At 47.8% G+C, this 20,322-nt stretch carries 20 protein-coding genes; 18 read left to right on the top strand and 2 right to left on the bottom strand.

Annotated features, from left to right (window positions below; genetic code table 11):
* Positions 1-494: 494 nt before the first annotated feature.
* The 16 genes from HMPREF2958_RS01920 (at position 495) to HMPREF2958_RS01870 (ending at position 14,698) form a co-directional block, all read left to right on the top strand.
* Positions 495-1,844, top strand: coding sequence for a YcaO-like family protein (locus HMPREF2958_RS01920; protein WP_070696063.1), 1,350 nt, complete (start codon positions 495-497; stop codon positions 1,842-1,844).
* Positions 1,845-1,871: 27 nt separating this feature from the next.
* Complete coding sequence (locus HMPREF2958_RS01915; protein WP_070696061.1) at positions 1,872-2,480, top strand: TOMM precursor leader peptide-binding protein; 609 nt, start codon at positions 1,872-1,874, stop codon at positions 2,478-2,480.
* A gap of 16 nt (positions 2,481-2,496) precedes the next feature.
* Positions 2,497-4,110: a hypothetical protein gene (locus HMPREF2958_RS01910; RefSeq protein ID WP_070696059.1), complete on the top strand. Its 1,614-nt coding sequence runs from the start codon at positions 2,497-2,499 to the stop codon at positions 4,108-4,110.
* Positions 4,100-4,792, top strand: a complete 693-nt coding sequence (locus HMPREF2958_RS01905; protein ID WP_070696057.1) for a hypothetical protein — start codon at positions 4,100-4,102, stop codon at positions 4,790-4,792. The genes HMPREF2958_RS01910 and HMPREF2958_RS01905 overlap by 11 nt, the downstream gene beginning before the upstream one ends.
* Positions 4,793-4,891: 99 nt before the next feature.
* Positions 4,892-5,101 (top strand): thiocillin family RiPP, encoded by a 210-nt coding sequence (locus tag HMPREF2958_RS11245; protein ID WP_371441426.1) that lies wholly within the window; start codon positions 4,892-4,894, stop codon positions 5,099-5,101.
* Positions 5,102-5,230: 129 nt separating this feature from the next.
* Positions 5,231-5,392 (top strand): thiocillin family RiPP, encoded by a 162-nt coding sequence (locus HMPREF2958_RS10865; protein WP_141755776.1) that lies wholly within the window; start codon positions 5,231-5,233, stop codon positions 5,390-5,392.
* A 197-nt stretch (positions 5,393-5,589) separates the two neighbouring features.
* The gene (locus HMPREF2958_RS10860; RefSeq protein ID WP_210400872.1) at positions 5,590-5,739 is read left to right on the top strand and encodes a thiocillin family RiPP; all 150 of its coding nucleotides are present in this window, start codon (positions 5,590-5,592) and stop codon (positions 5,737-5,739) included.
* 31 nt (positions 5,740-5,770) lie between these two features.
* On the top strand, positions 5,771-5,911 hold the full coding sequence (locus tag HMPREF2958_RS10935) for a hypothetical protein (protein ID WP_168165955.1): 141 nt from the start codon (positions 5,771-5,773) through the stop codon (positions 5,909-5,911).
* Between the two features lie 33 nt (positions 5,912-5,944).
* A complete protein-coding gene (locus tag HMPREF2958_RS11240; protein WP_210400871.1) occupies positions 5,945-6,115 on the top strand; it encodes a thiocillin family RiPP in 171 nt (56 codons plus the stop codon).
* Between the two features lie 120 nt (positions 6,116-6,235).
* The gene (locus tag HMPREF2958_RS01900) at positions 6,236-7,339 is read left to right on the top strand and encodes a hypothetical protein (protein ID WP_070696055.1); all 1,104 of its coding nucleotides are present in this window, start codon (positions 6,236-6,238) and stop codon (positions 7,337-7,339) included.
* Positions 7,336-9,774: a hypothetical protein gene (locus HMPREF2958_RS01895; RefSeq protein ID WP_141755775.1), complete on the top strand. Its 2,439-nt coding sequence runs from the start codon at positions 7,336-7,338 to the stop codon at positions 9,772-9,774. Before HMPREF2958_RS01900 ends, HMPREF2958_RS01895 begins: the two co-directional genes overlap by 4 nt.
* A gap of 12 nt (positions 9,775-9,786) precedes the next feature.
* Positions 9,787-10,623: a thiopeptide-type bacteriocin biosynthesis protein gene (locus tag HMPREF2958_RS01890; protein WP_070696051.1), complete on the top strand. Its 837-nt coding sequence runs from the start codon at positions 9,787-9,789 to the stop codon at positions 10,621-10,623.
* Positions 10,624-10,642: 19 nt separating this feature from the next.
* Positions 10,643-11,605: an ABC transporter ATP-binding protein gene (locus HMPREF2958_RS01885; RefSeq protein WP_246827987.1), complete on the top strand. Its 963-nt coding sequence runs from the start codon at positions 10,643-10,645 to the stop codon at positions 11,603-11,605.
* Positions 11,606-11,607: 2 nt separating this feature from the next.
* Entirely contained in the window at positions 11,608-12,402 is a 795-nt protein-coding gene (locus tag HMPREF2958_RS01880; protein ID WP_070696049.1) for an ABC transporter permease, read from the top strand.
* Between the two features lie 257 nt (positions 12,403-12,659).
* On the top strand, positions 12,660-13,442 hold the full coding sequence (locus tag HMPREF2958_RS01875) for a YiiX/YebB-like N1pC/P60 family cysteine hydrolase (RefSeq protein ID WP_070696047.1): 783 nt from the start codon (positions 12,660-12,662) through the stop codon (positions 13,440-13,442).
* 26 nt (positions 13,443-13,468) lie between these two features.
* Positions 13,469-14,698 (top strand): hypothetical protein, encoded by a 1,230-nt coding sequence (locus HMPREF2958_RS01870; protein WP_246827986.1) that lies wholly within the window; start codon positions 13,469-13,471, stop codon positions 14,696-14,698.
* A 127-nt stretch (positions 14,699-14,825) separates the two neighbouring features.
* Here the strand turns inward: HMPREF2958_RS01870 and HMPREF2958_RS01865 are convergent, their stop codons facing one another.
* Both HMPREF2958_RS01865 and HMPREF2958_RS01860 read right to left on the bottom strand, forming a co-directional pair.
* Positions 14,826-15,566: a lytic transglycosylase domain-containing protein gene (locus HMPREF2958_RS01865; RefSeq protein WP_070696043.1), complete on the bottom strand. Its 741-nt coding sequence runs from the start codon at positions 15,564-15,566 to the stop codon at positions 14,826-14,828.
* Positions 15,567-15,843: 277 nt separating this feature from the next.
* A complete protein-coding gene (locus tag HMPREF2958_RS01860) occupies positions 15,844-16,587 on the bottom strand; it encodes a peptidoglycan-binding protein (protein WP_070696042.1) in 744 nt (247 codons plus the stop codon).
* 136 nt (positions 16,588-16,723) lie between these two features.
* Between HMPREF2958_RS01860 and HMPREF2958_RS01855 the strand changes: the two genes are divergently transcribed.
* Together HMPREF2958_RS01855 and HMPREF2958_RS01850 are read left to right on the top strand one after the other, a co-directional pair.
* The gene (locus HMPREF2958_RS01855) at positions 16,724-17,482 is read left to right on the top strand and encodes an ABC transporter ATP-binding protein (protein WP_048752445.1); all 759 of its coding nucleotides are present in this window, start codon (positions 16,724-16,726) and stop codon (positions 17,480-17,482) included.
* A gap of 36 nt (positions 17,483-17,518) precedes the next feature.
* A complete protein-coding gene (locus HMPREF2958_RS01850; RefSeq protein WP_083313676.1) occupies positions 17,519-20,302 on the top strand; it encodes an ABC transporter permease in 2,784 nt (927 codons plus the stop codon).
* Positions 20,303-20,322 lie beyond the last annotated feature (20 nt).

Here is a 20,322-nt window from a genome sequence, read left to right as displayed (position 1 = left end):
ATAAATAACTACATGGTATGAGAGGTGGTTAGCAGGATGTGTATCTATTAGATGCCAAAACAACACTTATCCTCTGTACTAAATCTAGAATACTTCAGGTTCAGACAATGCCTCTTCTTTTCCTATACAGCAATAAAGGATCGGAGTGCCATGTGAGCATTCATGGTTGAAATATTGGTATATACATGTTATAAGGTGCGAAGCCGTCGTATATCCGCTGCATTCTAGCATAGAAGAGAAGAAAAGTATGCAGGGAAAATAAATGCCCCTTCGACAAGAGATGAAATTTTATGTGTAAAATTTATGTTTAGATGAAATTTGATAAAATTAGATACATTTTTAAGGTATTATGAAAAAATTTTCTTAATTTGGAAAATACACAAAACGTGCAAAAGTAGGGTTGAATCTCAGGTTGAGGATCTGGCAGGGTTGTAACTATTGGTTCATTTTCATTTACCTAAAAATGGTTTCGGTATTGTTGCAGCGGAGGATGTATGTATTTCAGTGATTTGAAAGAACCTAGTTCGATCCCGCTACGCAGGGTGCGGCAGTTATGTTCTCCCTATGGTCTTGTGTCTCAAACAATTCCTCTATATCCAGCGGAGGGAGATCCTCAGTTCTCGATCTACACGTCAACGCTAGATGACCCTTCAAGTGTTCTAGAAACTCAACGTAATTGGAGCCACGATTCGTCGCAGGGAAATTTTGACGGGGCAGGTGGAGCTATTGATCCCGAGCGGGCGCAAGATATATCTATCGTAGAGTCTCTTGAGCGTTATACATCCTGTTCATGGGATTCAGACTCTTTAGTCTTTGCACGTGAAGATGAACTGGGCGATGCTGCTGTGAGTCCAAGTCGCTTTCCACAGTGTTCTGCCTCAGAACTCTCTTCGTCTGATGCTAGCCTGGTTGCATATGATCCAAGGTTGCCTATTCGTTGGCAGAAGGCATGGTCTCTCACACGGCAACAAGAGGTGTATGTGCCAGCAAATACCATTTACTTACGGTTTCCTATGTATTCGCGTTCTGAGCTTTTCACTCACAGTATATCTACTGGAAGTGCGGCACACTCTAGTATTAAGGATGCTGTACTCGGAGGTTTGTTGGAGGTTATAGAGCGTGATTCTATCTCTCTTACATGGCTTCAAAAAATGCGCTTGCCTCGAGTGACCATTAATCAAGATGAGCTTCAAAAAGATGTTTTAGAATACTACAAGGTTGCTAATTCTACAAACCTTGAGGTTCAGGTTTTTGACGCTACTACGGATTTTGGGGTTCCTGTCCTATACGCGGTGCAACTTTCGGAGTACGATCCTGTGTTATCGCAGATAGTAGCTGCTACCTGTGATATCGATCCTCAACATGCTCTTGCAAAAATATACCGGGAGCTAAGTTCGTTACGTATTGCACTTAAAGCTCATGCGCAGAGTAACTCTCAGCAAGAACCCCACAAAGAAGGAGTGTCTGTTATAGGGGGTGCTATATACCAAGGAAACATAGGGCGCCGACATGTTTTTGATTTCCTTCTTGAAGGAGAGCGCCCCAGTATCTCTCTCGACGATGTTGGGAAGCGCCCTGCTGAGGGAGCTGACCCACTTAAGTGGGTAGTGAATCAGCTCGAGAGCGTAGGAGCTGAAGTTATTGCCGTTGATATTACTACAGATGAAGCGCGGCAAGTCGGCATGCACGTGGTGAAAGTTTTAGTGCCTGAGGCTATGCCTCTATCATTCGTGCATAACGCACGGTACTTAAATACACGTCGTCTATATGATGTGCCCAGAATTATGGGACGCAGGGTGCACGACGAGGCGCATCTTAACCATGAACTTCAACCATTTGCATAAAGCCTTATGGAAAGAAAGGAGGGTATTATGTCCAATCTAATACCAGCTGAGGCAGTGATTCTATATGCTGGATGCTTTGGTCGTGAGGTACTGAAGCAACTTGATGTAAAAGATTGCACTGTGCTTGAGGTCAACGATCATCTGTATCCTGCAGAGATCCCTTATGCGTCTCTTATTATCTCTATTTGGTCAGGACACTATGTTGAGGCGCGTGACCGTATTGATATGGTTGGTTTTCAGCGCGGCATCCCCACCCTAGGGTTAGAGCTGCAGACTACTAGTATCGTATGTGGTCCAGTTGTGCGCCCTGGTTATACCGCTTGTTATGACTGTTATAAACGGCGGATGATGCAGCATCAGCAGAATATAAATACTGTGTTGGATAACAGTTTAGATCTCCCTGAGGGGTTCGGCGTAGCAGAAGTTTCAACTGCTATAGGTATGCTGGGCAAAGCGCTCAAAGATATGAGTCTAAATAAACCCTTAGAATCGCTCGGAGCCGATGTGTATATGTTTGATCTAGTGAATGGAACAACACGTAGAGCAACAACAGTGGCTGTAGACCGTTGTCCGCGATGTAGCCGACGATTTGCATCTCGACGACATCCTACTGTTGCTCTGAAAGATCTGGTTTAATAAGGGAGGAATCAGTATGGCACTTACTGCTGAAACTATTGGGCAAGCAGCCAAGTATGATCAACAACTTCTGGTTCCTGTGCGTCCTGTAGTACGTCGTGGTGTGGCTGCAAAACAATATGAAACAGGAAAGCTTTTGGTTGGGGTTATTAAGCCTCAAGTGCTTTCAGGAAAATTTGCTGAAGAACAGCTGGATACCCTGTTGCAATTATGTGATGGTACTCGTAACCATAGTGATATAGCCCAAGCGATGGAGATATCTGAGGAAGCTGTTTTCAAAGCTGTTGCTTTTCTGTGGACTTGTGGTCTACTTGAGGATGAGAAGGCAGCGCTGGATGTTACAAGCGGTAATAGTGAGATGGTAACTATGCTCTCCCGTCTGGGGGATGCAACAGGAGTGAATCCTCACTGGAGTCACGCAATCAAAGCATTGCAAACAACTACTGTATGCATAGTTGGCTCACAAAAACTGAGTGATAAGTTTTCCCGTATTTTAAATGAGAGCGGAGTTCAGGTCTCTGAAAGTATTGATGACCCTGCCGTTCATCTCATAATAGCGCTGGTTACTTCAGAAAACGATGATGACCTTTTAGCTGTTTCTACTATTGCTTGGGACCGTGGTCTTCCTTTGATACGCATTGCTATTACCCAGCAGAGGCTTGAAGTTGGCCCTTACGTAGACCCATCATTTACCCCTTGCCTTAACTGTGCCATTGCAAGTAGGACTAGTTCTTTTGACGCTTCATCAGAGGGGACAGATGAAGCGAACATCCACCTCGCTTTGGGAATAGGCGCACATCAGATTATTGGGTTGGTGAGCCGTAGCTATGCCAGTTATTTACCTAATGATACGTGCGTGATAGACCTTGAAACACTTGAGAATACGTCATATGCCTCAGCTACTCGTGCTGGATGTCCGACTTGTGGCTCTGCGAATGGGGCAATAGCGCCTGAACCTACACTTGCTGCGCGATATGAGCAGTCGGTAGCAATCCCTCCACGCCAATTTGTAGATATGAAAGGACATCAAGCGCACTATAAACCATCGAATCTGGAGCTTCAGCATCAATTTAGGAACTTTCCCAGTGCGGAGCCTGTAGAGATCCCCACTCCAAATCCTGAGCTTATGGGCGCTGAGCACGGGTTAACTGCGGAAACTTTATCACTTGTTCTTTACTATAGTGCTGGTTTGCGGCCTCAAGATCCATCATCTGCAGGGAAACTCCGTCGTTGGACAGCGGCGGGTGGAAATATCGGTTCTGTGGGTGTGCGGGTAGTTATATCAGATCCTACTATTTTGCCAGCAGGTACTTATGCATACATTGAGAGTGATCATTCCTTTAAACGGCTAAACACAGAAGTTCCAATTGCAGATTCTCCTGTCACTCTTGTGTTTTTTGGTAATGTCTACAAGGTTGCCCAGAAATATGGTTCGTTTGCTCTTCGCGTATGTCTCCAGGACGCTGGTTGCTCCGTCACTACAGCACGTCTAGTTTGTCAAGATGTAGGGATTCCATGGTATCCAGTAGCCCGTTGGGATGAGCAGAAGCTATGTGCTGCCTGTGATGCTACACCGGAGCGTGAACCTGTTACTGCTGTGATACAACTCGGAGGTACCAATGCGGACTGACTATGATCTAATGCGTAAGATAATACGGGGTTTCGATAACCCTGTTGCGACTTCTGACGGTCTTGCTGCGGAACGTTATTGCGCTACTGCGAATCCTTTAGAACATATACGAGTTCCTCAAGATGTTCTTCAAAAGATGGATTTACGAACCACTTTGGAAAGCCGTTCTTCTTCTCTGCACTATGGAAATCGCGGAATTGAGATTCTCCCTCGGATGAGTGAGGTGCAAAACTCGCTTAAGCAAGATGTAGCGGATTGGGGAGTAATCGCTCAGGATATCCCTCTTGAATGCTATGTATTTGCATTCCGCAGCGTGGATTTACCTTCTGCTATCTATAGGGTGAGCAGTGAAAATGTTACTCAAGTTGGGAGCCTGCCACCAGAAGATCACTGGGAAGATTTGGGGGTTCAAAAAGAATTTGCTCATGCGGGTGCAATCGTATCGGCGGCCGCAAATCTCGATCAGGCTGACTCCTGGGGAGGTACCCATGGTTATAGGGTATCTATGACACGATGCGCTTCAGTCATTTATAACTTTCACTTACAGTTTGTTTCACGAGGGCTTGTCGGAACAGTCTTTGCTGGGTTTATACCAGCTGCGGTACGCACGATACTTAAATCTGATGGGACTAGTCGTCAGCAGATGTTTGCTACTACTGTAGGAGCACCAGCGTATGAATAAAATATTGTTTACCTCAATGATCGTAAAGATCCCCTTAAAAGAAAGGAGGATTGTTTGGTGTAACAGTTTTATGTCAGGTTATTACATAGCTTGATTGAAATGCTAAACGTGATAAATGAACGTGAAAGAAAGGAAATCATGAGCTATTCAAAAAGCATTGATCTCGAAGTTACCGATTCGATGAATGACATTGAGACTATGGTGGAAGGTAATGCACTTAGTTCTTTCGCCTCGTCAACTAGTGCGAGTTCAGCTTCGTGTCCTGCCTCCTCCGCTTCTAGTTTTACTACAGCTTCGAGTTATGGATAAGTAACTCGTAGGCAGGTATATGTGTGAATACACATTATCTGTAATTAGATCAGCAAACTTTGTTGGTCGAATCTGAAAGTATATGTTAGTCATTACGACTAACTTCCTCAAAGAAGGAGATGATTATTTATGTCATCAGCTGTTGTTGATCTGACTGGTTCCGAATTTGAGATTGAAGCACTGCCTGAGGGGAATGCTCTTGGTTGCTGGGCATCCGCTGCATGCGCTGCATCTGCTTCATGCCCAGCTTCTACTGCGTCCACGGCAAGCACCGCATCGAGCGCTAGCTAGTCTGTTAGTGGGTATCTAGGAGCTTGTCTAGATAAAGTTGATGGTGCTGGTAAAGCTTATTGACTTATATGAGCTTTACCAGCACCGCAGCTCAACAAATCTGCCAGTATACAGATTCTGTATAGCTATACACGATAGCTCTTCACGGATAGTAAGTATAGCTTAAATGTATGAAGATGATGGAAAGGAGGGTGCTTATGCGTGAGATGGATATTGATCTTGAGGTCAGTGAGCTGACCGAAGGTGTTGAATATATGGCAGAGTGGGACGCATTGGCATCATTTAGCACTTTTAGCAGTGCATCATGTCCTGTTAACTCTGCCTCCACCGCTAGTAGTCTGGGCTAGTCTAAGTCTACGGATGTAAGGAGAATTTCTAATGGATATTGATCTTGAGGTCAGTGAGCTGACCGAAGGTGTTGAATATATGGCAGAGTGGGACGCATTGGCATCATTTAGCAGTTTTAGCTGTGCATCATGTCCTGCCGCCTCTGCCTCCACCGCTTATAGCTTGGGCTAGAGGATCTGTCTTACATAGAAAGGAGAACTTCTAATGGATATGAAGAATATTGACCTTAAGGCCAGTGAGCTGATGGGTGACGTCGAAACTATGCCGGAGGGAAACGCGCTCGGGTGTACTTTCTGCTCGAGTACCTATAGCTCTGCATCATGTCCGGGAGCATGTTTAGCTAGTGCCGGTACTGCGTCGACGTTGGGTGATTAAAAACGGTTAGTAGCAGTGCCTTCCGTTCGGCTATTGTGCCATCACCTTTGGCACAATAGCCGAACACTAAAAATTTTTTTGTAAAAACTGTTGGCTGGTAGAAAAGGTAGATTAAATAGCATGGCTGTTGAAGCGCCAATGCTCCGTAAAGATGTGGAGCAAATATCTGGCATGGACGGGATGAATCTTTTATATGATTCATCTATAGGAACATACCATCGTATAGGAAACCTTGCGGCTACAGTTGTCAAAACTTTTGATGGTCAAAAAACTCCAGAGGACATCGCAGTAGAGATTAATTCAAAATCTATTACCTCTGCTCATATAACCGCAGAACATATTGCAACTCTTGTTCAGAACCTTGAGGATAAACACCTTCTTGTGGGTGGTATAGCAAAACGTCCTCCTCGTAAAGGCATGGAACGTCTCTTACCACGTTATTTAATCGCCCCGCAGTTTGGTAAAGTTTTAAGCCCTCTGGTGAGGATGATAAGTCCGATATACAAACCAGCCCCCTTAGCTCTAGCGATATGGGCATCTATTATTGGATATATTCTTGGTATGTACGTGCTTTTTAGTGGGCACGCATCAAATATAAGGAGTATTCCTATTGATAGGATACTTCTTGTAGCATTTACCGCTATGTTCGTACAGTTAATTGCAATACTATTTCACGAATCGTGGCATGGAATAGTGAGCGGTGTTTATGGTCAACCAATCCGTGGTTTAGGCGTAGCTCTTATGTTCTGGGTGATACCAGTTGCATATGTTGATCGTACAGATGCATACCGCATTAGGGATCGTTCGCCAAGGGTAGCTATTGCGCTTGCCGGTATGGTGAATGATGGGTGGATCATGGGTTGTACAGCTTTAGTTGCTTTGAACTCAAGCGATTTTATATACCAAGTGTCAACTGTTTTGCTTGGCTACCAGTTCTTGCTTTTGTTAGCAAACTTAAATCCCTTTGCTCCATCAGATACTGTATCTGCTCTCGAGGCAGCAATGGGAGCTGTTGATATCAGGGGTCGTTCGCACGTTTTATTGTATTCGAAAATATTTCGCACGGAGACTCCAGTATATGTACGCAATATTTCGAAGCGGCAGCGTAAATTTTATATATTGTATGCGGTGCTATCCTATGTTTTTGCGGCGGTTGTTATATGTGCATTTATTTATAACTTAATATTAACATTTCAACATATACTAGTAGCAGGTGTATCGTGAATATGTTGCCCGAGTCTTCCATGTGGAGTACCTACACTTTAGTACGTGTAGGAGGATTACCAGCTGATATTTTACCTTTGTCCCCTAAGTCCGTTGAGTCTTCTTTTAACGATCTTTTAGTTGTTGAGCAAAAATTATCAAAGACTACTGATCAGCTTATAGAGTTGCTCTATAACATTATCCCTAGCATTACGGACAATACTGTGCGGCGACAGCTTCTTGGAATCAAACGTAAAGTATATTCTGGGAAGTTTATTAGTGACGATCAGGCAGAGGTAATGTATAGCTATCTTGCGGACGACGATATATCTATTGTTTTTTCTACATGGCGTCGGTGTGTAGATGATATTGCTGAAATTCAGAAGCGTATTGACGATCTGTGTGAAGCTCATTCTCAGGAAGTTGATTCTGCTTTAAACTCTGCTTTGAACAACGAATCTTTTATGTCTAGTCTTTCCCTTGCTTCTCCCGAGTTTGTGAGCTATGTAACCTCTGGCAAGGAGAAGAATAAACGTAAAAAATCAGAGGCTCTTAAGCAACAACGTACTCTTTATAATTATGTAACTCGAGCTAGTTTAAAAACTAGCCCATTTGCTAGGCTGACTACCGTGAATCTCGCGGGCTGTACAGGTAAGGGTCGATCTGTACAGACTATTTCGCTTCACCTAGCGAGTGGGCTTCTAGGGCTTGCTGGGCAGGATCGCCGTCCACATCCCAAGTTGGTTTTGTATCCATCTCCACAGGGTGTAGTACCCAGTGCGGGACATGAAAGGTTAATGTTAATTCCACATAATGTTCATCAGGACGGCGTTATATATCGTGATGAGACAGTTATTGGTGCTGAGTGGGCCCCTGAGGGGTATCCAGAAATATTCTCACTAGATACTTTGAGCCGTAAATCCTTATCTACTCGTATGCGTCGTCATCTGGAGTCGGGTAGTTTACGTATTCAGGTACCGTGGGATCGTCATGTCGGAAGCCCAGTTTCGGTTATCGCCCAAACATTTCCAGAGGGGATCTATGAAATTCAGGCAACAGATATAGAAAAAATTAATAACTCTATCCAAAAGCCTGAAAATAATAACTTTAACTGTCGTCTTGAAATAATGACTGAGTTGAACAATCTTGCTCAAAAAGTTTATCCCGACGGGGAACTAGGAGAGCGTCCTAGTGGATTGTTATATGAAGACTGTGAAACAACGGATGAAATTCCTGATTATATGACGATGCGGTATGTTCAAGAAGATCTGAAAGATTTAAGCGATAATATGTCCCCTTGGGTGTATCGATCACACGTATATGACTTGATGGTGCAGAGGTTTGTGAGCATATACGGAGCTGGGGGCGTGTGTAAGACGCCCCTGTCATTTTGCATGTCACTAGCCGTTGACGGAGATGGAGATTTTGAGCTCCTCCAGGCGCAACAACAGGATTATCAGATTAGCGCCGAAAAAGCGTTTGAACGTTCAAAACTACCCGGTGGTGCTACTGCATCTCCACGTCATTTGGGTATTTTATTGCAGTTTGTTGCATCTAACCCTAAAGATATTAATAGCCCAAACCATATGACAGTTGTCAATGGCACAGGAAACGGTATTGGTGCTTATCTGGCACGTGTACAACGTTTGTTTGGGGAAGATTTTAAAAAACAAGCAGCTCAGGATATTACTCAGCAGTGGGAAACACATCGAGTGTTTGAAATGACTGTTTGGGCTGATTGCAATACAGGCCAGGCAGTTTCATCCGGTCTGCTTCCTGAACTGCAACTACCCGGAGAGCCTATATCCGCACAAGGAGTTCCTTTAGAAGATTTAACACTGCGACATGACATAGATACTAACACTCTTGAACTGTGTGATATAGACGGTCCAGTTGGACTAGCTTATTTGGGTATAACACCGCAGCATATTCTGAATTCCTATTACCGATGGGTGGCTTTACTTGCTGACCCGTGGGTACGTTTCCCGCCATTGAGTGATGCCGCAGCAACTTTAAAGGCAGGGAGGCAGAAGTTCTCGGACTATCAAGTGATTCATGAGCCTCGTGAAACTGCGGGAAAACGTTTAGTGACCCGACGAGCATCATGGTATATGACTGTCAACACTATTTCTAAATTAGGATGTCTGGACTCAACAAACACTATGCGTTCCTGGTATGACTTACGTAAGAAATATGGTATCCCTCGCCTTGCATATGTGCAGCAGTTGGGGTCAAGCGGAGGTACTACTGATGTTATTCAAAAACCTCTTTTTGTAGACTTTACTTCCAATATCAGCCTTATGGTATTGACTCAATGGATATCTCCACGTACCAAAGCTATTCGTATTACTGAAGCTCTGCCATCCCCTGACCAATACCCATATCGTGATTCTGCGGGACAACCTAGGGTCAGTGAGCTGGCGGTAGCAGTACATTGGCCCAAGGAAATGTTGTAAGGAGGTGTATTAATGTCTAATACTAAAGACTGGCTGTACTTAAAAACGTATACTGGCAGTGCAGACGATGTGGGAGCCACGTTGCCAGTATTAGTAGCTTGGATGAACCAGTTATCTGGCGTAGAATGTTGGCATTTTATACGTTACATGGACTTTCAAGGTCATCATCTACGAATACGTCTTAAAGGTTATACAAATGATGTAGACGCATGGTATACAACTCTACCTATGCTCAGGAAGAGTTTAAAAGCTGTATCTCCTCAAAAGATGGAACGTATTATTTTTGATCCAATGACAGGTCAGGTAGGTTCTCGCCGTGGTGTAACGTTGGATGTTTACTCCCCAGAACTAGAAAAATATGGGGGCCTAGAGGGCATGAAGCATGTAGAGCAACATTTCCAAGATAGCTCTCTAGCTTGTACATATATGCGTATATGGAATTGGGGAGCTCAGAAAAGGGCTGTTCAAGTAGCTCATTATATATCTGCAGTACAAAATAATCTAGTTAATATGAATATAGAAATGAACTTACCATACATGATTGCGGATAGGTGGAGGACCCGGTTAGTATACGCAGGCATAAGTCCGCAAAAGTTAAATGAGAAGATCTCAGATATATCAGTGAAGTTACAAATTTCTAATACTTTCCTGGAACCCAAGCTCTGTGATGTTGCGGCTTCGTCAGCTGAACTGATTCGTAAATATGTTTGTGGTGAGATAGTCGCCCCTCAGAATTTTCCTCTAGACATAGTCCATATGGATATTAACCGTATTGGTCTTAATCCATTAGAGGAGTGCTTTGCGGCTATGTTAGCAGCACAAAAAGATTCATCTTCAAACGCAGACTGATAAGGAATGTGGTATACGAATGCATGAAGAGTATGGCACGGAATATGCAATCGAGATGGTGGATGCGTGGAAAGTCTATAAGACACCGGGCGGCACCGTGGAAGCTCTGCGAGGAATCAACCTAGCGCTTGAGCTAGGCATGATTCATGTTTTGCTGGGGCCAAACGGGTCTGGTAAGACAACTTCCCTGGAAACTGCAGTCGGGCTTAGGTCTTTAACCCGTGGAACTGTTCGTACATTGGGAGTTAACCCAAAGAAGGCGGACAGGGAAATACACTCACGAGTGGCAATCCAACCTCAGGAAGTAAAAGTCTTCGAATATTTGCGGGTAGGGGAGATACTCCGTTTGTGGGCATCGTTTTACCCGGATTCCCGTGCTTCTACCGGGAGTATTTTGGAGTCTTTAGAACTCGATCATTTGGTTAAAAGGCAAGTTACCAAGCTGTCAGGAGGACAACGACAGCGCTTGAATGTGGCTTTGGCCATGGTGAGTCAGCCTGAACTGTTAATTCTTGATGAGCCCTCAACTGGACTGGATCCACGGGCACGGCAACAGCTATGGAGCGTTTTGAAAGAGTGGGGTGAAGAAGGAACAACTATTGTGCTATCAACACACTCCATGGAAGAAGCACATGCACTTGCTCAGTCTGTCGCAATTATTGATAAGGGAGAGTGCGTGCAAAGCGGAAGTCCAGAACAACTCATTGAGCACTTCTGCGGTGGTCCCTATGTGAGCTTCGAACTCATATCCCCGTTAGATGCTGAAGAAGAGAAGATACTGCGAGAGTTTGGAAAGATAACTGTAGATTCAAAGGGAGCTACGGCGGTTTCATCCGCCCAAACCGATGATGTATTGGCATTCTTATCGCGTACTGGAAAGGCTAAAGGAATTCAGGTTCAGCATCCTACTTTAGGAGACGCGTATTTTGCTGCAACTGGCACAAATATTGTTGATAACATGAACAATTCGGAAGGAGCTTAATCATGAGCCTCGCTGCCACTACAACTCATCAGTACTCCAAAAACACCCAAACCACTCAACTTCTCTTAACGCATTGGCGCGAGATGTCGCGTAATGCATCTAACTTTTACTTTACGATGCTTTTCCCATTTATTATGTTTGGCATGTTTTTAGGAATGGGGAAGATTCTTAAAGACACCATGAGCGGCTCAGGCTTTGACTTTTCAACAATGACTGTTCCTATGGGGCTGTGCTTGGCTCTCACCGGAACGTGTATGACTCTCACTGCTACGCCCATTTCAGACTATCGTCAGCATGGGACTCTTCGGGTTCTTGGAACCACACCGGTTTCGCGTACTACATTCATTTTGACTCACCTGTTGGTGCGTCTGGTGGTTGCTGTCGTCCTCAGCGTGGGAATTATCCTGGTAGGGCTTATTTTTGATGTTACCGATATAGAAGCATTGGGGCGAGCCGTTCTCGTGATTGTACCCTCCTGCATGCTTTTCCTGGGTTTGGGGTATATCCTAGGTTCGCTTATAAATAGCGGACAGGTAGCGGCTAATATAACAACGTTGATCCAGATGATTATTCTTTTTACATCTGGCGTTGGGGTCCCCTTTACCATTCTTCCCGACAACGTACTTAAAGTTCTAGATTGGGTTCCCACCACGTATTTTGGTGATTTGTTGTTCTGGGTATCCGGCAGTTCCGCACAAAGGCATAGTTTGGGTCTTGACTTTGCAGTCGTAGGAGGGTCAGCCGTTATCGCTGTACTCGCAGCAATTTTTATCTTCAAATGGGATGCAGGTGACTAATCAGATATACACAATTGTGAAGGTTCGTTCGTGTGGTTGTGCTTCAAGTGGTATTTGTTTTAACTTCTACTGTGAATAATTTTATCAAATTGTTACTTCATAGAGGGTTTACGCTAGTTGTGGAAGGTGTTAGCTTAAGAGAGCACAGTAAAAGTTGAATATTATTCACTTTATTTAAATATGGTATGTAGGTGGTAAGTACATTATTGAATCCTCTTTTTCAGTACCTAGTTGTTTTAACGCGTGAAGGGAAAGAAATGAAACACGGTAATAATGCTTTAATTTTTTCGTCTGCTGTCGTTCTAGTTCTATCAGGGGTCACGTCTCCCGTATACGCAGGAACTACAGAATCTCAAGATTTTGACGAGATTGTTTCTAGCGCCGGTCTGGATTCTTCCCAGGAGAGTGACCGTACCTTGGTCAGGCAGGGCCTTGAAAAGACGGCGCAAGAACGAAATATCAGCTACGATGCTGCGGTATCACAGGTGGCTCAAGAGTCACGAGAGCATATTCAGGCTGATAACATTTCGGGTGATAACGGTGGAGCCCTAGTCCCTCAGATTGTGAGCGGTGGCTCGGATGATAGTGGTCATAAAGTTTCTATGGGGCGAGCACGGCACAGGGGAGATGTTTTTTACTCTTCTAACAGCACAATAGGTGTTAAACATGGGCACAATGGTATCTATGTTTCTGAAAATGAGTACGTAGAGGCTACTTCACCTAGTGTACGTCGTGTCGACTCTGAGTCTGTAGATGCGCCAGCTCCTGCTTATAAGTATTATGTGGGTGATGACAAAGACAGCTCTGAGAAAGATAAAGCTGCTACTTTTGCCGAGGAGCAGGTTGGCAAAGGATACAACTGGATATTTTTCGCCAATAAGTCGGTAAACTCAGACAACTATAACTGCTCGCAGTTAGTGTGGGCTTCATATAAGAATGCAGACTCCAATATAGATCTTGATGCCGATGGTGGACCAGGCGTATACCCGAAAGATATCGCCGATTCTCCAATGGCTCATGAGTACGAAACTAGGGAGTAGGCCTTCATATGGGGACTAGGGAAAAGATGATGGCGGCTTATCCGGGTGCAAAATTTGCCGCCCTTGGGGTGCTGCTCGCGTTATGTCTTACGACGTGTGGCACGCCGAAGGCTCAAGAATCTAAGAGCCCGGAAGAGTCGTTGAAGAATAGCGCCCTAGCGGTCTCCGTTGCTGGTGACTACCGAGAAAGCAAGGACCCTGGAGGAGGTGTGGGCTTCTACGATCCGCACACCAACTCGTGGACTAAGCTGTCAAATGAAGGATCTCAGACCTCAGAAATTGACTACTATAATAATAAGCTTTATTTCGGGGATAAGAAGAAGGATTATATTTTAGGAGACTCACTGCAAGGTTACGACAGGAAATACGAGTCTGTGTATAACGAGGAGGTATGGGGACTGGATAATGGTGGATTTATCGCAACCAAGAATATTGGATATACCGAAGATAAAACCTCCTATATTTATAAAATAGTCACCCATGATGGGCAGAATACCGAAGTTCACACCTCGAACCGTAGTATTAAGAACCCTGCACGGTGCGCTAATGGCAGTGTATGGACTGTCAATAATGAATCACACAATTCTCTTGGGCAGAAGCAGAAAGAGAACCAAGGCGATACAAAAGATAAAAACGAACCGACTAAACTGATTCGCCTATACCCTAACTTTTCCGATGATCCTGTAACCGAGCATGCGTTTTCTCTTCCCAATGAAGGAATCGATGGCATCACGTGTGTTGAGAATAAAGTCGTTATCATAAGGGATACCTACCCTCCCGGCAGCGACCCGCAGAGGAGCAGTTCAGAAGATGTTACGGGATCGGCTCTTGAGGTATTTGATACAGATACCGGTCAGGCACATGAAGTTCCTATAAGCGGCGACCATGCAGTGCGCGTAAACCGTGATATGTGGCAGTCGAAGGAGGGGCATTACCATGCAATCGGCCACGAAGTATGGTGGCAGTCGGGCGATGGGACTATTATTTCTACAGATGTAGAAACCGGGAAAAATACCCGCCATTTCACCCTTAAAGACTATAAGAGGTCGAAAGATCAGGGTCTCTTTTATTGGTCTGATAAATATCTCTACAACATAAACTCAACGGACAATAAGGATACTCTGCGCATATACAGCCTTCACGAGAATAAGCTGATTAAAGAAAAAGAACTCCCCGACATGAAGGCTATCCTGTCGAAGCATCAATTTACATATGCCATGGTGGTCACAAACGAGGAAGAGCTTCTCAAGCTATAAATAAGAAGGCTTATCCATAGGGTCTGTGAGCCCCAAACCCTGCCTTCGCGCGCCGCAGGTACTTTAGCCTAAGCCTGTTGGGCGGCGGAATTCTTCCGCAAAATCTATGAATAAGAATCTTGCGGTTTTAGCTTTCCTTAGACCCGGCGCGCGAAGACGGCACTACGGCATGCATAGAGCCTGCGGCGAGAGCATCCGGAGTGGTGGAGTCTTGCTTGGAAGCCTGAGCTTCAATGCGCACAATCTGCGACTGTTTAAACCTGTGGTCCGGCGTGCAGGTCAGCTTATATTTTGTTTCGGAAAGATCGCGGATCTTCTGCACATAGTTCTGTGTTTCGGGGAAGGGCGGAATGCCCTTGTACTTTTCGACCGCGCCGGGGCCAGCGTTGTACCCGGCAAGCGCCAGATCAAGCACCTCGTCGTCATTGTGGGCGTATTTGCCCAGCCGTTTCTTGAGCGATTCCAGGTAGCGGCCCTGCGCATCAATCGAATTGTGCGGATCGAGGATATCGCCGCCGTTGCCCCAATCCTTCCAAGCCTCATCGGTGAACTGGGCTACGCCCCGGGCACCCGCGCTCGAAGCCGCATTGATGTGCCAGTGGCTCTCAGTTTCAAGCTGTGCCGCGATCACACCCGGGCGGATATTCGCTGTCTGCCCGGCCTTGCGGAGATCCTCGTGAACCTCTTCCGGTGCGTAGGTCAAGTCGGTCATACCGCAGTAGTCGTCGTAGGTGGCGGCGAGCCCCACCACACCCGTACCCAGGAGCAGCGCGGAGGCAATAATCTGCCAATGCGCCAGCGCCCCGGCGGTCACTTTCGTGAAGATGTTCTTGCCGGATGCGGTCTTGAGTGAGCTCTTCTTCGCCATTCCTCTAGCCTAGCACCCCAGCAAGCCCGGCTGGCGCGGTTTTCACGGACCGGAAAGCTATAATTTCGGCGAAAATTAGATATATAGAATTATGTATGGCTTATAGGCATACTGCGGCTTATTCAGAGGCAAGCTGTTAAATACGAGAAGCCACACCTGAGTGTGACTTCAAGAGTTGGCGCTCGGAAGACTTTTGCGAAGAATCGCTCACCTCTAGCTACCGCTTAAACTTTAACACGAGAGCGCATGCGCACCGCAAGAACCGACAGACCAGAACCTACCGAGCCTCAATACCGTCGGGGAGGTCATCGCTGGTGAGATAGTAGCCGTTGGGCCAGATAACACTCCAGGTGACGGCTCCGCTACCCCCTTGATCCCCCGAAGAACGCGCGACCGCGCGAACAACAAATACGCTCTGTGGCTTATCCATACCCGGAATCTTGACCTTAGCCTCGCGGTAATCCCGCACCTGAATATAGGTGCCGGGTTCGGGGTAGAGCCATTTACGCGCGTACTGCTCTGCCTCCTGCATGGTCTTCAGGCGTACCTTGGAATAGTCAAATGTGCAGTCAGCCTCTCCATCTGCCACCTGCTGGTAGGAGACGTCCTCCGGGCATGTAGGTTCTTTCCCCGGGGATGCGCTGGCAGACCCACTGGCACTGGGGGCGGCGCTTGTAGCATCGGCTTTATGCTGTTCCTGCCCAGCGTCAGATGAAGTGCTCGGCGACGGTTTGGCGGTATCTGTTGCGGAGGGCGAAGCAGATTCCGAGGGCGAATCCTGCGCTCCCTGCGACTGCTGCGGCTGTTCCGGTGCGGGTGCCGCCTGCGCGCTCTGCTCAGAAACCTGCGGGGTCTGTACCGGGGCGCTCGATACCGGCGCAGGACTTGTGGATACGCTAGGTGTCGCCGTTCTGTCGGGTGTAGCCTCGTTCCGTTGCGTACCTTTATAAAGCAGGAACATCAGGGTCAAGAACGCTACAATCGCTAGTGCTATGAGAGCGTATTTACGAAATTTTGCCACGGAGTCTACCTCGCCATCGGTGTAAGCACTGAGGGTTTTTCTTTAATGGTATCCGTGGAAACTATAAATATGTAGGGGTTTTCCCTTCCGGTATAAATACAGGGTTTTGCGGTGGGTAACTGTAACAATTAAGAATATGACTACGACAGAAACCACCGCTGAAACTCCAGCGGTATCCACCAAAAACCTGTTCAAAACCTACGGGCGGGGTGAGGTGACTGTGCATGCCCTGAATAATGTCACTATTGATTTTGAGCGGGGTAAGTTCACCGCGATTATGGGTCCTTCGGGCTCGGGTAAATCAACGCTGATGCAAACCCTTGCCACACTGGATACTCCTGATCATATTCCAGAGACCAGCATCCGTATTGGTACCACCGAACTGTACGGGCAGAGGGATAACCAGCTGACCGAGTTCCGGCGTGAGCACGTGGGGTTTATCTTCCAGGCGTTTAACCTGGTGCCTACCCTGACCGCCGGGCAGAATATTGATTTACCGCTGGGGTTGGCGGGCAAGAAGCCGGATCCGACCTGGCGTGAATATCTGGTTAAAACCCTCGGTCTGTCGGATCGGTTGGGTCATCGCCCCGAACAGCTTTCAGGTGGTCAGCAGCAGCGTGTTGCTATTGTACGTGCGCTGCTGTCGCGCCCGGAGGTGGTGTTTGCTGATGAGCCCACCGGTAACCTTGACTCAAATTCGGGTGCTGAGGTGCTCAGGCTATTGCGGGATGCCGCCACTGAGCAGAAGCAGACGATTCTGATGGTCACCCATGATGCGCATGCTGCTTCGTATGCTGATCGTGTGGTGTTTTTAAAGGACGGTGCGATTGCTGGGGAGATGCTGAATCCTACGCATGATGCTGTGCTGCAGGCAATGGGGCAGCTGGAAGGGTAAAGCACTCGCACGTCTAACAGGAGGGGAAATAGCCGCATGTCTACTATGTCTAAACGAACTAATACATCTCTGAATACGGTGGCGCGCTCTAACCTACGCGCTTCTAAAGGTAAGTACGTTCTGACCGGCATCGGTATAGCGGTTGCCTCATTCTTCATCGCCGCCATTATTGTGCTCCTCGGCTCGCTACAGGGAACTATGGATGCCGCGATAGGAGATGCGCTCTCAGAGGACGATAACGTGGTCCTCTCGGCTGGAACTAACAACCCAAATAATTACACGGCGAACCATTACCTCACGCCCGAAAATCTCGACACGATCACCAACGACCCTTCGGTTCAGCGCACCTGGGTCATATATGACGGGCAGGGTAAACTCGGCACCGGAGAAAACTCAGCAAAGGTGCGGTATACACCGGCTCCCACCGACACCGAGCTCTTCCCATTCCCCATTGACGGCAAACTGCCGGGCACAGACACAGAGCTGTTGATCTCAAAAGAATTCGCTGAAAAACACAACCTGCACCTTGGCTCAACGGTGACCTCACCGGATGTTGTGGCAGCTATTACCGACCCTAATACCGGTGCCACTAAGGAATACACCATTGCTGGTATTTTCGACACCGGGTTCTCCGGCTCATTCTCAAACGATAGCGTTTATATTGGTGGTACCTCCTATCAGAACGCGGCAGATGAGGCGCTCAAACAGCTTGACCCGAAATCTATGGAGGCAGCACAGCTACCGCACCCTAGCATGACGTTCGTCCAGTTCAAAGGTGACGATGACGCCCACGCACGCACCGAGCTGCAGAAAAAGCTAGCTACCGGTGATCAGAATACCGAACCCGTGGTGAAGTCAGGCGGGGAATACCTGCAGGATCTCAAAGAAGAAACCTCACAATTCTTTGCCTTTATCGGTGTGATTCTAGGGGCGTTCGCGGCGCTCGCCCTGCTGGTCTCATCTTTCGTTATCTCGAATACGTTCGCAGTGCTGGTCGGTCAACGCATCCGCGAGTTGGCGCTACTGCGTACTCTGGGCGCGCACGGGAAATCCCTGGTGCGCATGCTCTTAGTTGAGGCGCTCGTGGTGGGGGTTATTTTCTCCGCTATCGGCGCTGCGCTCGTCTACCCGGTCGCAGCGCTCGTCGGTGTGCTGTTTAAAGATTTCATGGTCTCGTATGACCCGCTGGCGTTCATTGTGGGTGTGGTGGTCTGCACGCTCGTGACAGTTATTGCATCGCTCGCTCCGGCACGTAGCGCCCTGAATATTTCGCCCATCAGCGCCTTGGGGGAGGGTACCGCCCAAGCCGTGAAGAAGCCGGGCATTGCGGGTCTGATCCTGGGACTGATCGCCGCCGTGGCAGGAGCAGCGGCAGTGTGGCGGTCGCTGAGTCTGACCGGCACATCGGATGCAGGTGTGCAACAAAGCAGCGTTGGGGTACTGTTAGTCATGGTTGCGGCGTTGCTTTTGGGTGTTGCCATCTTCTTACTCCTGCCATGGTTGTTAGCGCCGCTAATTCGCGTATTTGGTTCGGTGATCCGCTCTCAGACCGGGAATCTGGCGGTCGCTAACGCGCTGCGCTCGCCCAAGCGCACGGTTTCGACCGGGCGTGCCGTGTTGGTGGGTGTGCTCGTGGTGTCTGCAGTACTGAGTGGGTACTCCATTATGACCGCATCTACGGCGAAATCTATGGACCGTGCCTATCCCGTCTCGGCGACGGCAACCTACGGGACCGGTGGCGGCACGGGGGCTGAGAGCCTTGCCAAGGCGCACTCGGTTGCCGATAAAGTGCAGGGGATTAAGAATGTCGAAAGCGTTGCGGTGGCTCCAGCCGCCGGTGCCCTAGAGTACACCATTACGTCGAAAGACGGCAGCCAGCCAATGAGTAACACCGCGAGTATGGTGGCGCTCAGCCAGGACGACTTCGCCAAAGTTATTCCGGCTGAAGGAAAGTACCCGACTGAAGACAACACCGTGCTTGTGCCCGAATCCCTGTATAAAGATGCGGGCTTTGACGATTCCACCCGTCTGAAGGCACGCGGACCCTTAGGAGAGATCGAACTCAAGCCTATTAAGTCGACCAGTAAGATCGTGAATCTGTACGTGGTGAACCCAACCACCGGTGCTAAACTGCAGAACCCGGATGACCCGCAGCCCTTGACCCTGCAGCAGCCCGGAGAAGCTGGGGAACAGCCCCAAGGCTCAGCCGCGCAGGGGCAGCGGGGCGCATCCGCTGCCTCAGGGGGAATGAAACCCTCAGCCGGGGCGGAGACTATGGTGCTGGTACACGCTAAATCCCCGCTGACCGCTACTGAGAATTCCACGCTACAGGATCAGCTTAATAAGGCTAATGACGGCAACGAGTTCACCGGCGGTCTGCAACAGCGCGGTCAGCTCGATCAGGTTCTGACGGTTATGCTGGGGATCACCCTGGGTCTTCTCGCCCTCGCTGTGGTGATCTCGGTGATCGGCGTGGCAAATACGATGACTCTCTCGGTCAATGAACGTCGCCGCGAGAATGCGATGCTGCGTGCGTTAGGGCTCTCCCGCAAGCAGCTGCGCCGCATGATTTCGGCGGAGGCGGTACTAATCACCCTCGGTGCGGTGGCGTTGGGTATCCTTGGGGGCGTCTTTATCGGTAGCGTGAGCGCAAAGGTGGTGCTTGCTGCGACCGACCAAAAGGTAGAGTTCGTCCCGGATCTGCCGTATCTGGGTCTGGCGCTGATATTGCTGGTGGGTCTTGCTTCGACGCTGGTTGCATCCGCTCTGCCGGCGGCACGCTCGGCTCGGATGTCTCCGGTGGAAGGACTCGGCAGCTAGCTAGTACCGCTGAGCTCAGA

The organism is Rothia sp. HMSC036D11 (assembly GCF_001814205.1).
In the GTDB taxonomy this organism is placed as follows: Bacteria; Actinomycetota; Actinomycetes; order Actinomycetales; family Micrococcaceae; genus Rothia; species Rothia dentocariosa.
The sequence above is the reverse complement of the archived record's forward strand: the minus strand, read 5'-3'. Positions and strand labels throughout refer to the sequence as shown.

What these genes read in the sequence shown, in the direction of transcription:
- HMPREF2958_RS01920 (WP_070696063.1), top strand. Translation starts at nt 495, where the DNA reads ATGTATTTCAGTGATTTGAAAGAACCTAGTTCGATCCCGCTACGCAGG.
- HMPREF2958_RS01915 (WP_070696061.1), top strand. Translation starts at nt 1,872, where the DNA reads ATGTCCAATCTAATACCAGCTGAGGCAGTGATTCTATATGCTGGATGC.
- HMPREF2958_RS01910 (WP_070696059.1), top strand. Translation starts at nt 2,497, where the DNA reads ATGGCACTTACTGCTGAAACTATTGGGCAAGCAGCCAAGTATGATCAA.
- HMPREF2958_RS01905 (WP_070696057.1), top strand. Translation starts at nt 4,100, where the DNA reads ATGCGGACTGACTATGATCTAATGCGTAAGATAATACGGGGTTTCGAT.
- HMPREF2958_RS11245 (WP_371441426.1), top strand. Translation starts at nt 4,892, where the DNA reads ATGCTAAACGTGATAAATGAACGTGAAAGAAAGGAAATCATGAGCTAT.
- HMPREF2958_RS10865 (WP_141755776.1), top strand. Translation starts at nt 5,231, where the DNA reads ATGTCATCAGCTGTTGTTGATCTGACTGGTTCCGAATTTGAGATTGAA.
- HMPREF2958_RS10860 (WP_210400872.1), top strand. Translation starts at nt 5,590, where the DNA reads ATGCGTGAGATGGATATTGATCTTGAGGTCAGTGAGCTGACCGAAGGT.
- HMPREF2958_RS10935 (WP_168165955.1), top strand. Translation starts at nt 5,771, where the DNA reads ATGGATATTGATCTTGAGGTCAGTGAGCTGACCGAAGGTGTTGAATAT.
- HMPREF2958_RS11240 (WP_210400871.1), top strand. Translation starts at nt 5,945, where the DNA reads ATGGATATGAAGAATATTGACCTTAAGGCCAGTGAGCTGATGGGTGAC.
- HMPREF2958_RS01900 (WP_070696055.1), top strand. Translation starts at nt 6,236, where the DNA reads ATGGCTGTTGAAGCGCCAATGCTCCGTAAAGATGTGGAGCAAATATCT.
- HMPREF2958_RS01890 (WP_070696051.1), top strand. Translation starts at nt 9,787, where the DNA reads ATGTCTAATACTAAAGACTGGCTGTACTTAAAAACGTATACTGGCAGT.
- HMPREF2958_RS01885 (WP_246827987.1), top strand. Translation starts at nt 10,643, where the DNA reads ATGCATGAAGAGTATGGCACGGAATATGCAATCGAGATGGTGGATGCG.
- HMPREF2958_RS01880 (WP_070696049.1), top strand. Translation starts at nt 11,608, where the DNA reads ATGAGCCTCGCTGCCACTACAACTCATCAGTACTCCAAAAACACCCAA.
- HMPREF2958_RS01875 (WP_070696047.1), top strand. Translation starts at nt 12,660, where the DNA reads ATGAAACACGGTAATAATGCTTTAATTTTTTCGTCTGCTGTCGTTCTA.
- HMPREF2958_RS01870 (WP_246827986.1), top strand. Translation starts at nt 13,469, where the DNA reads ATGATGGCGGCTTATCCGGGTGCAAAATTTGCCGCCCTTGGGGTGCTG.
- HMPREF2958_RS01865 (WP_070696043.1), bottom strand. Translation starts at nt 15,566, where the DNA reads ATGGCGAAGAAGAGCTCACTCAAGACCGCATCCGGCAAGAACATCTTC.
- HMPREF2958_RS01855 (WP_048752445.1), top strand. Translation starts at nt 16,724, where the DNA reads ATGACTACGACAGAAACCACCGCTGAAACTCCAGCGGTATCCACCAAA.
- HMPREF2958_RS01850 (WP_083313676.1), top strand. Translation starts at nt 17,519, where the DNA reads ATGTCTACTATGTCTAAACGAACTAATACATCTCTGAATACGGTGGCG.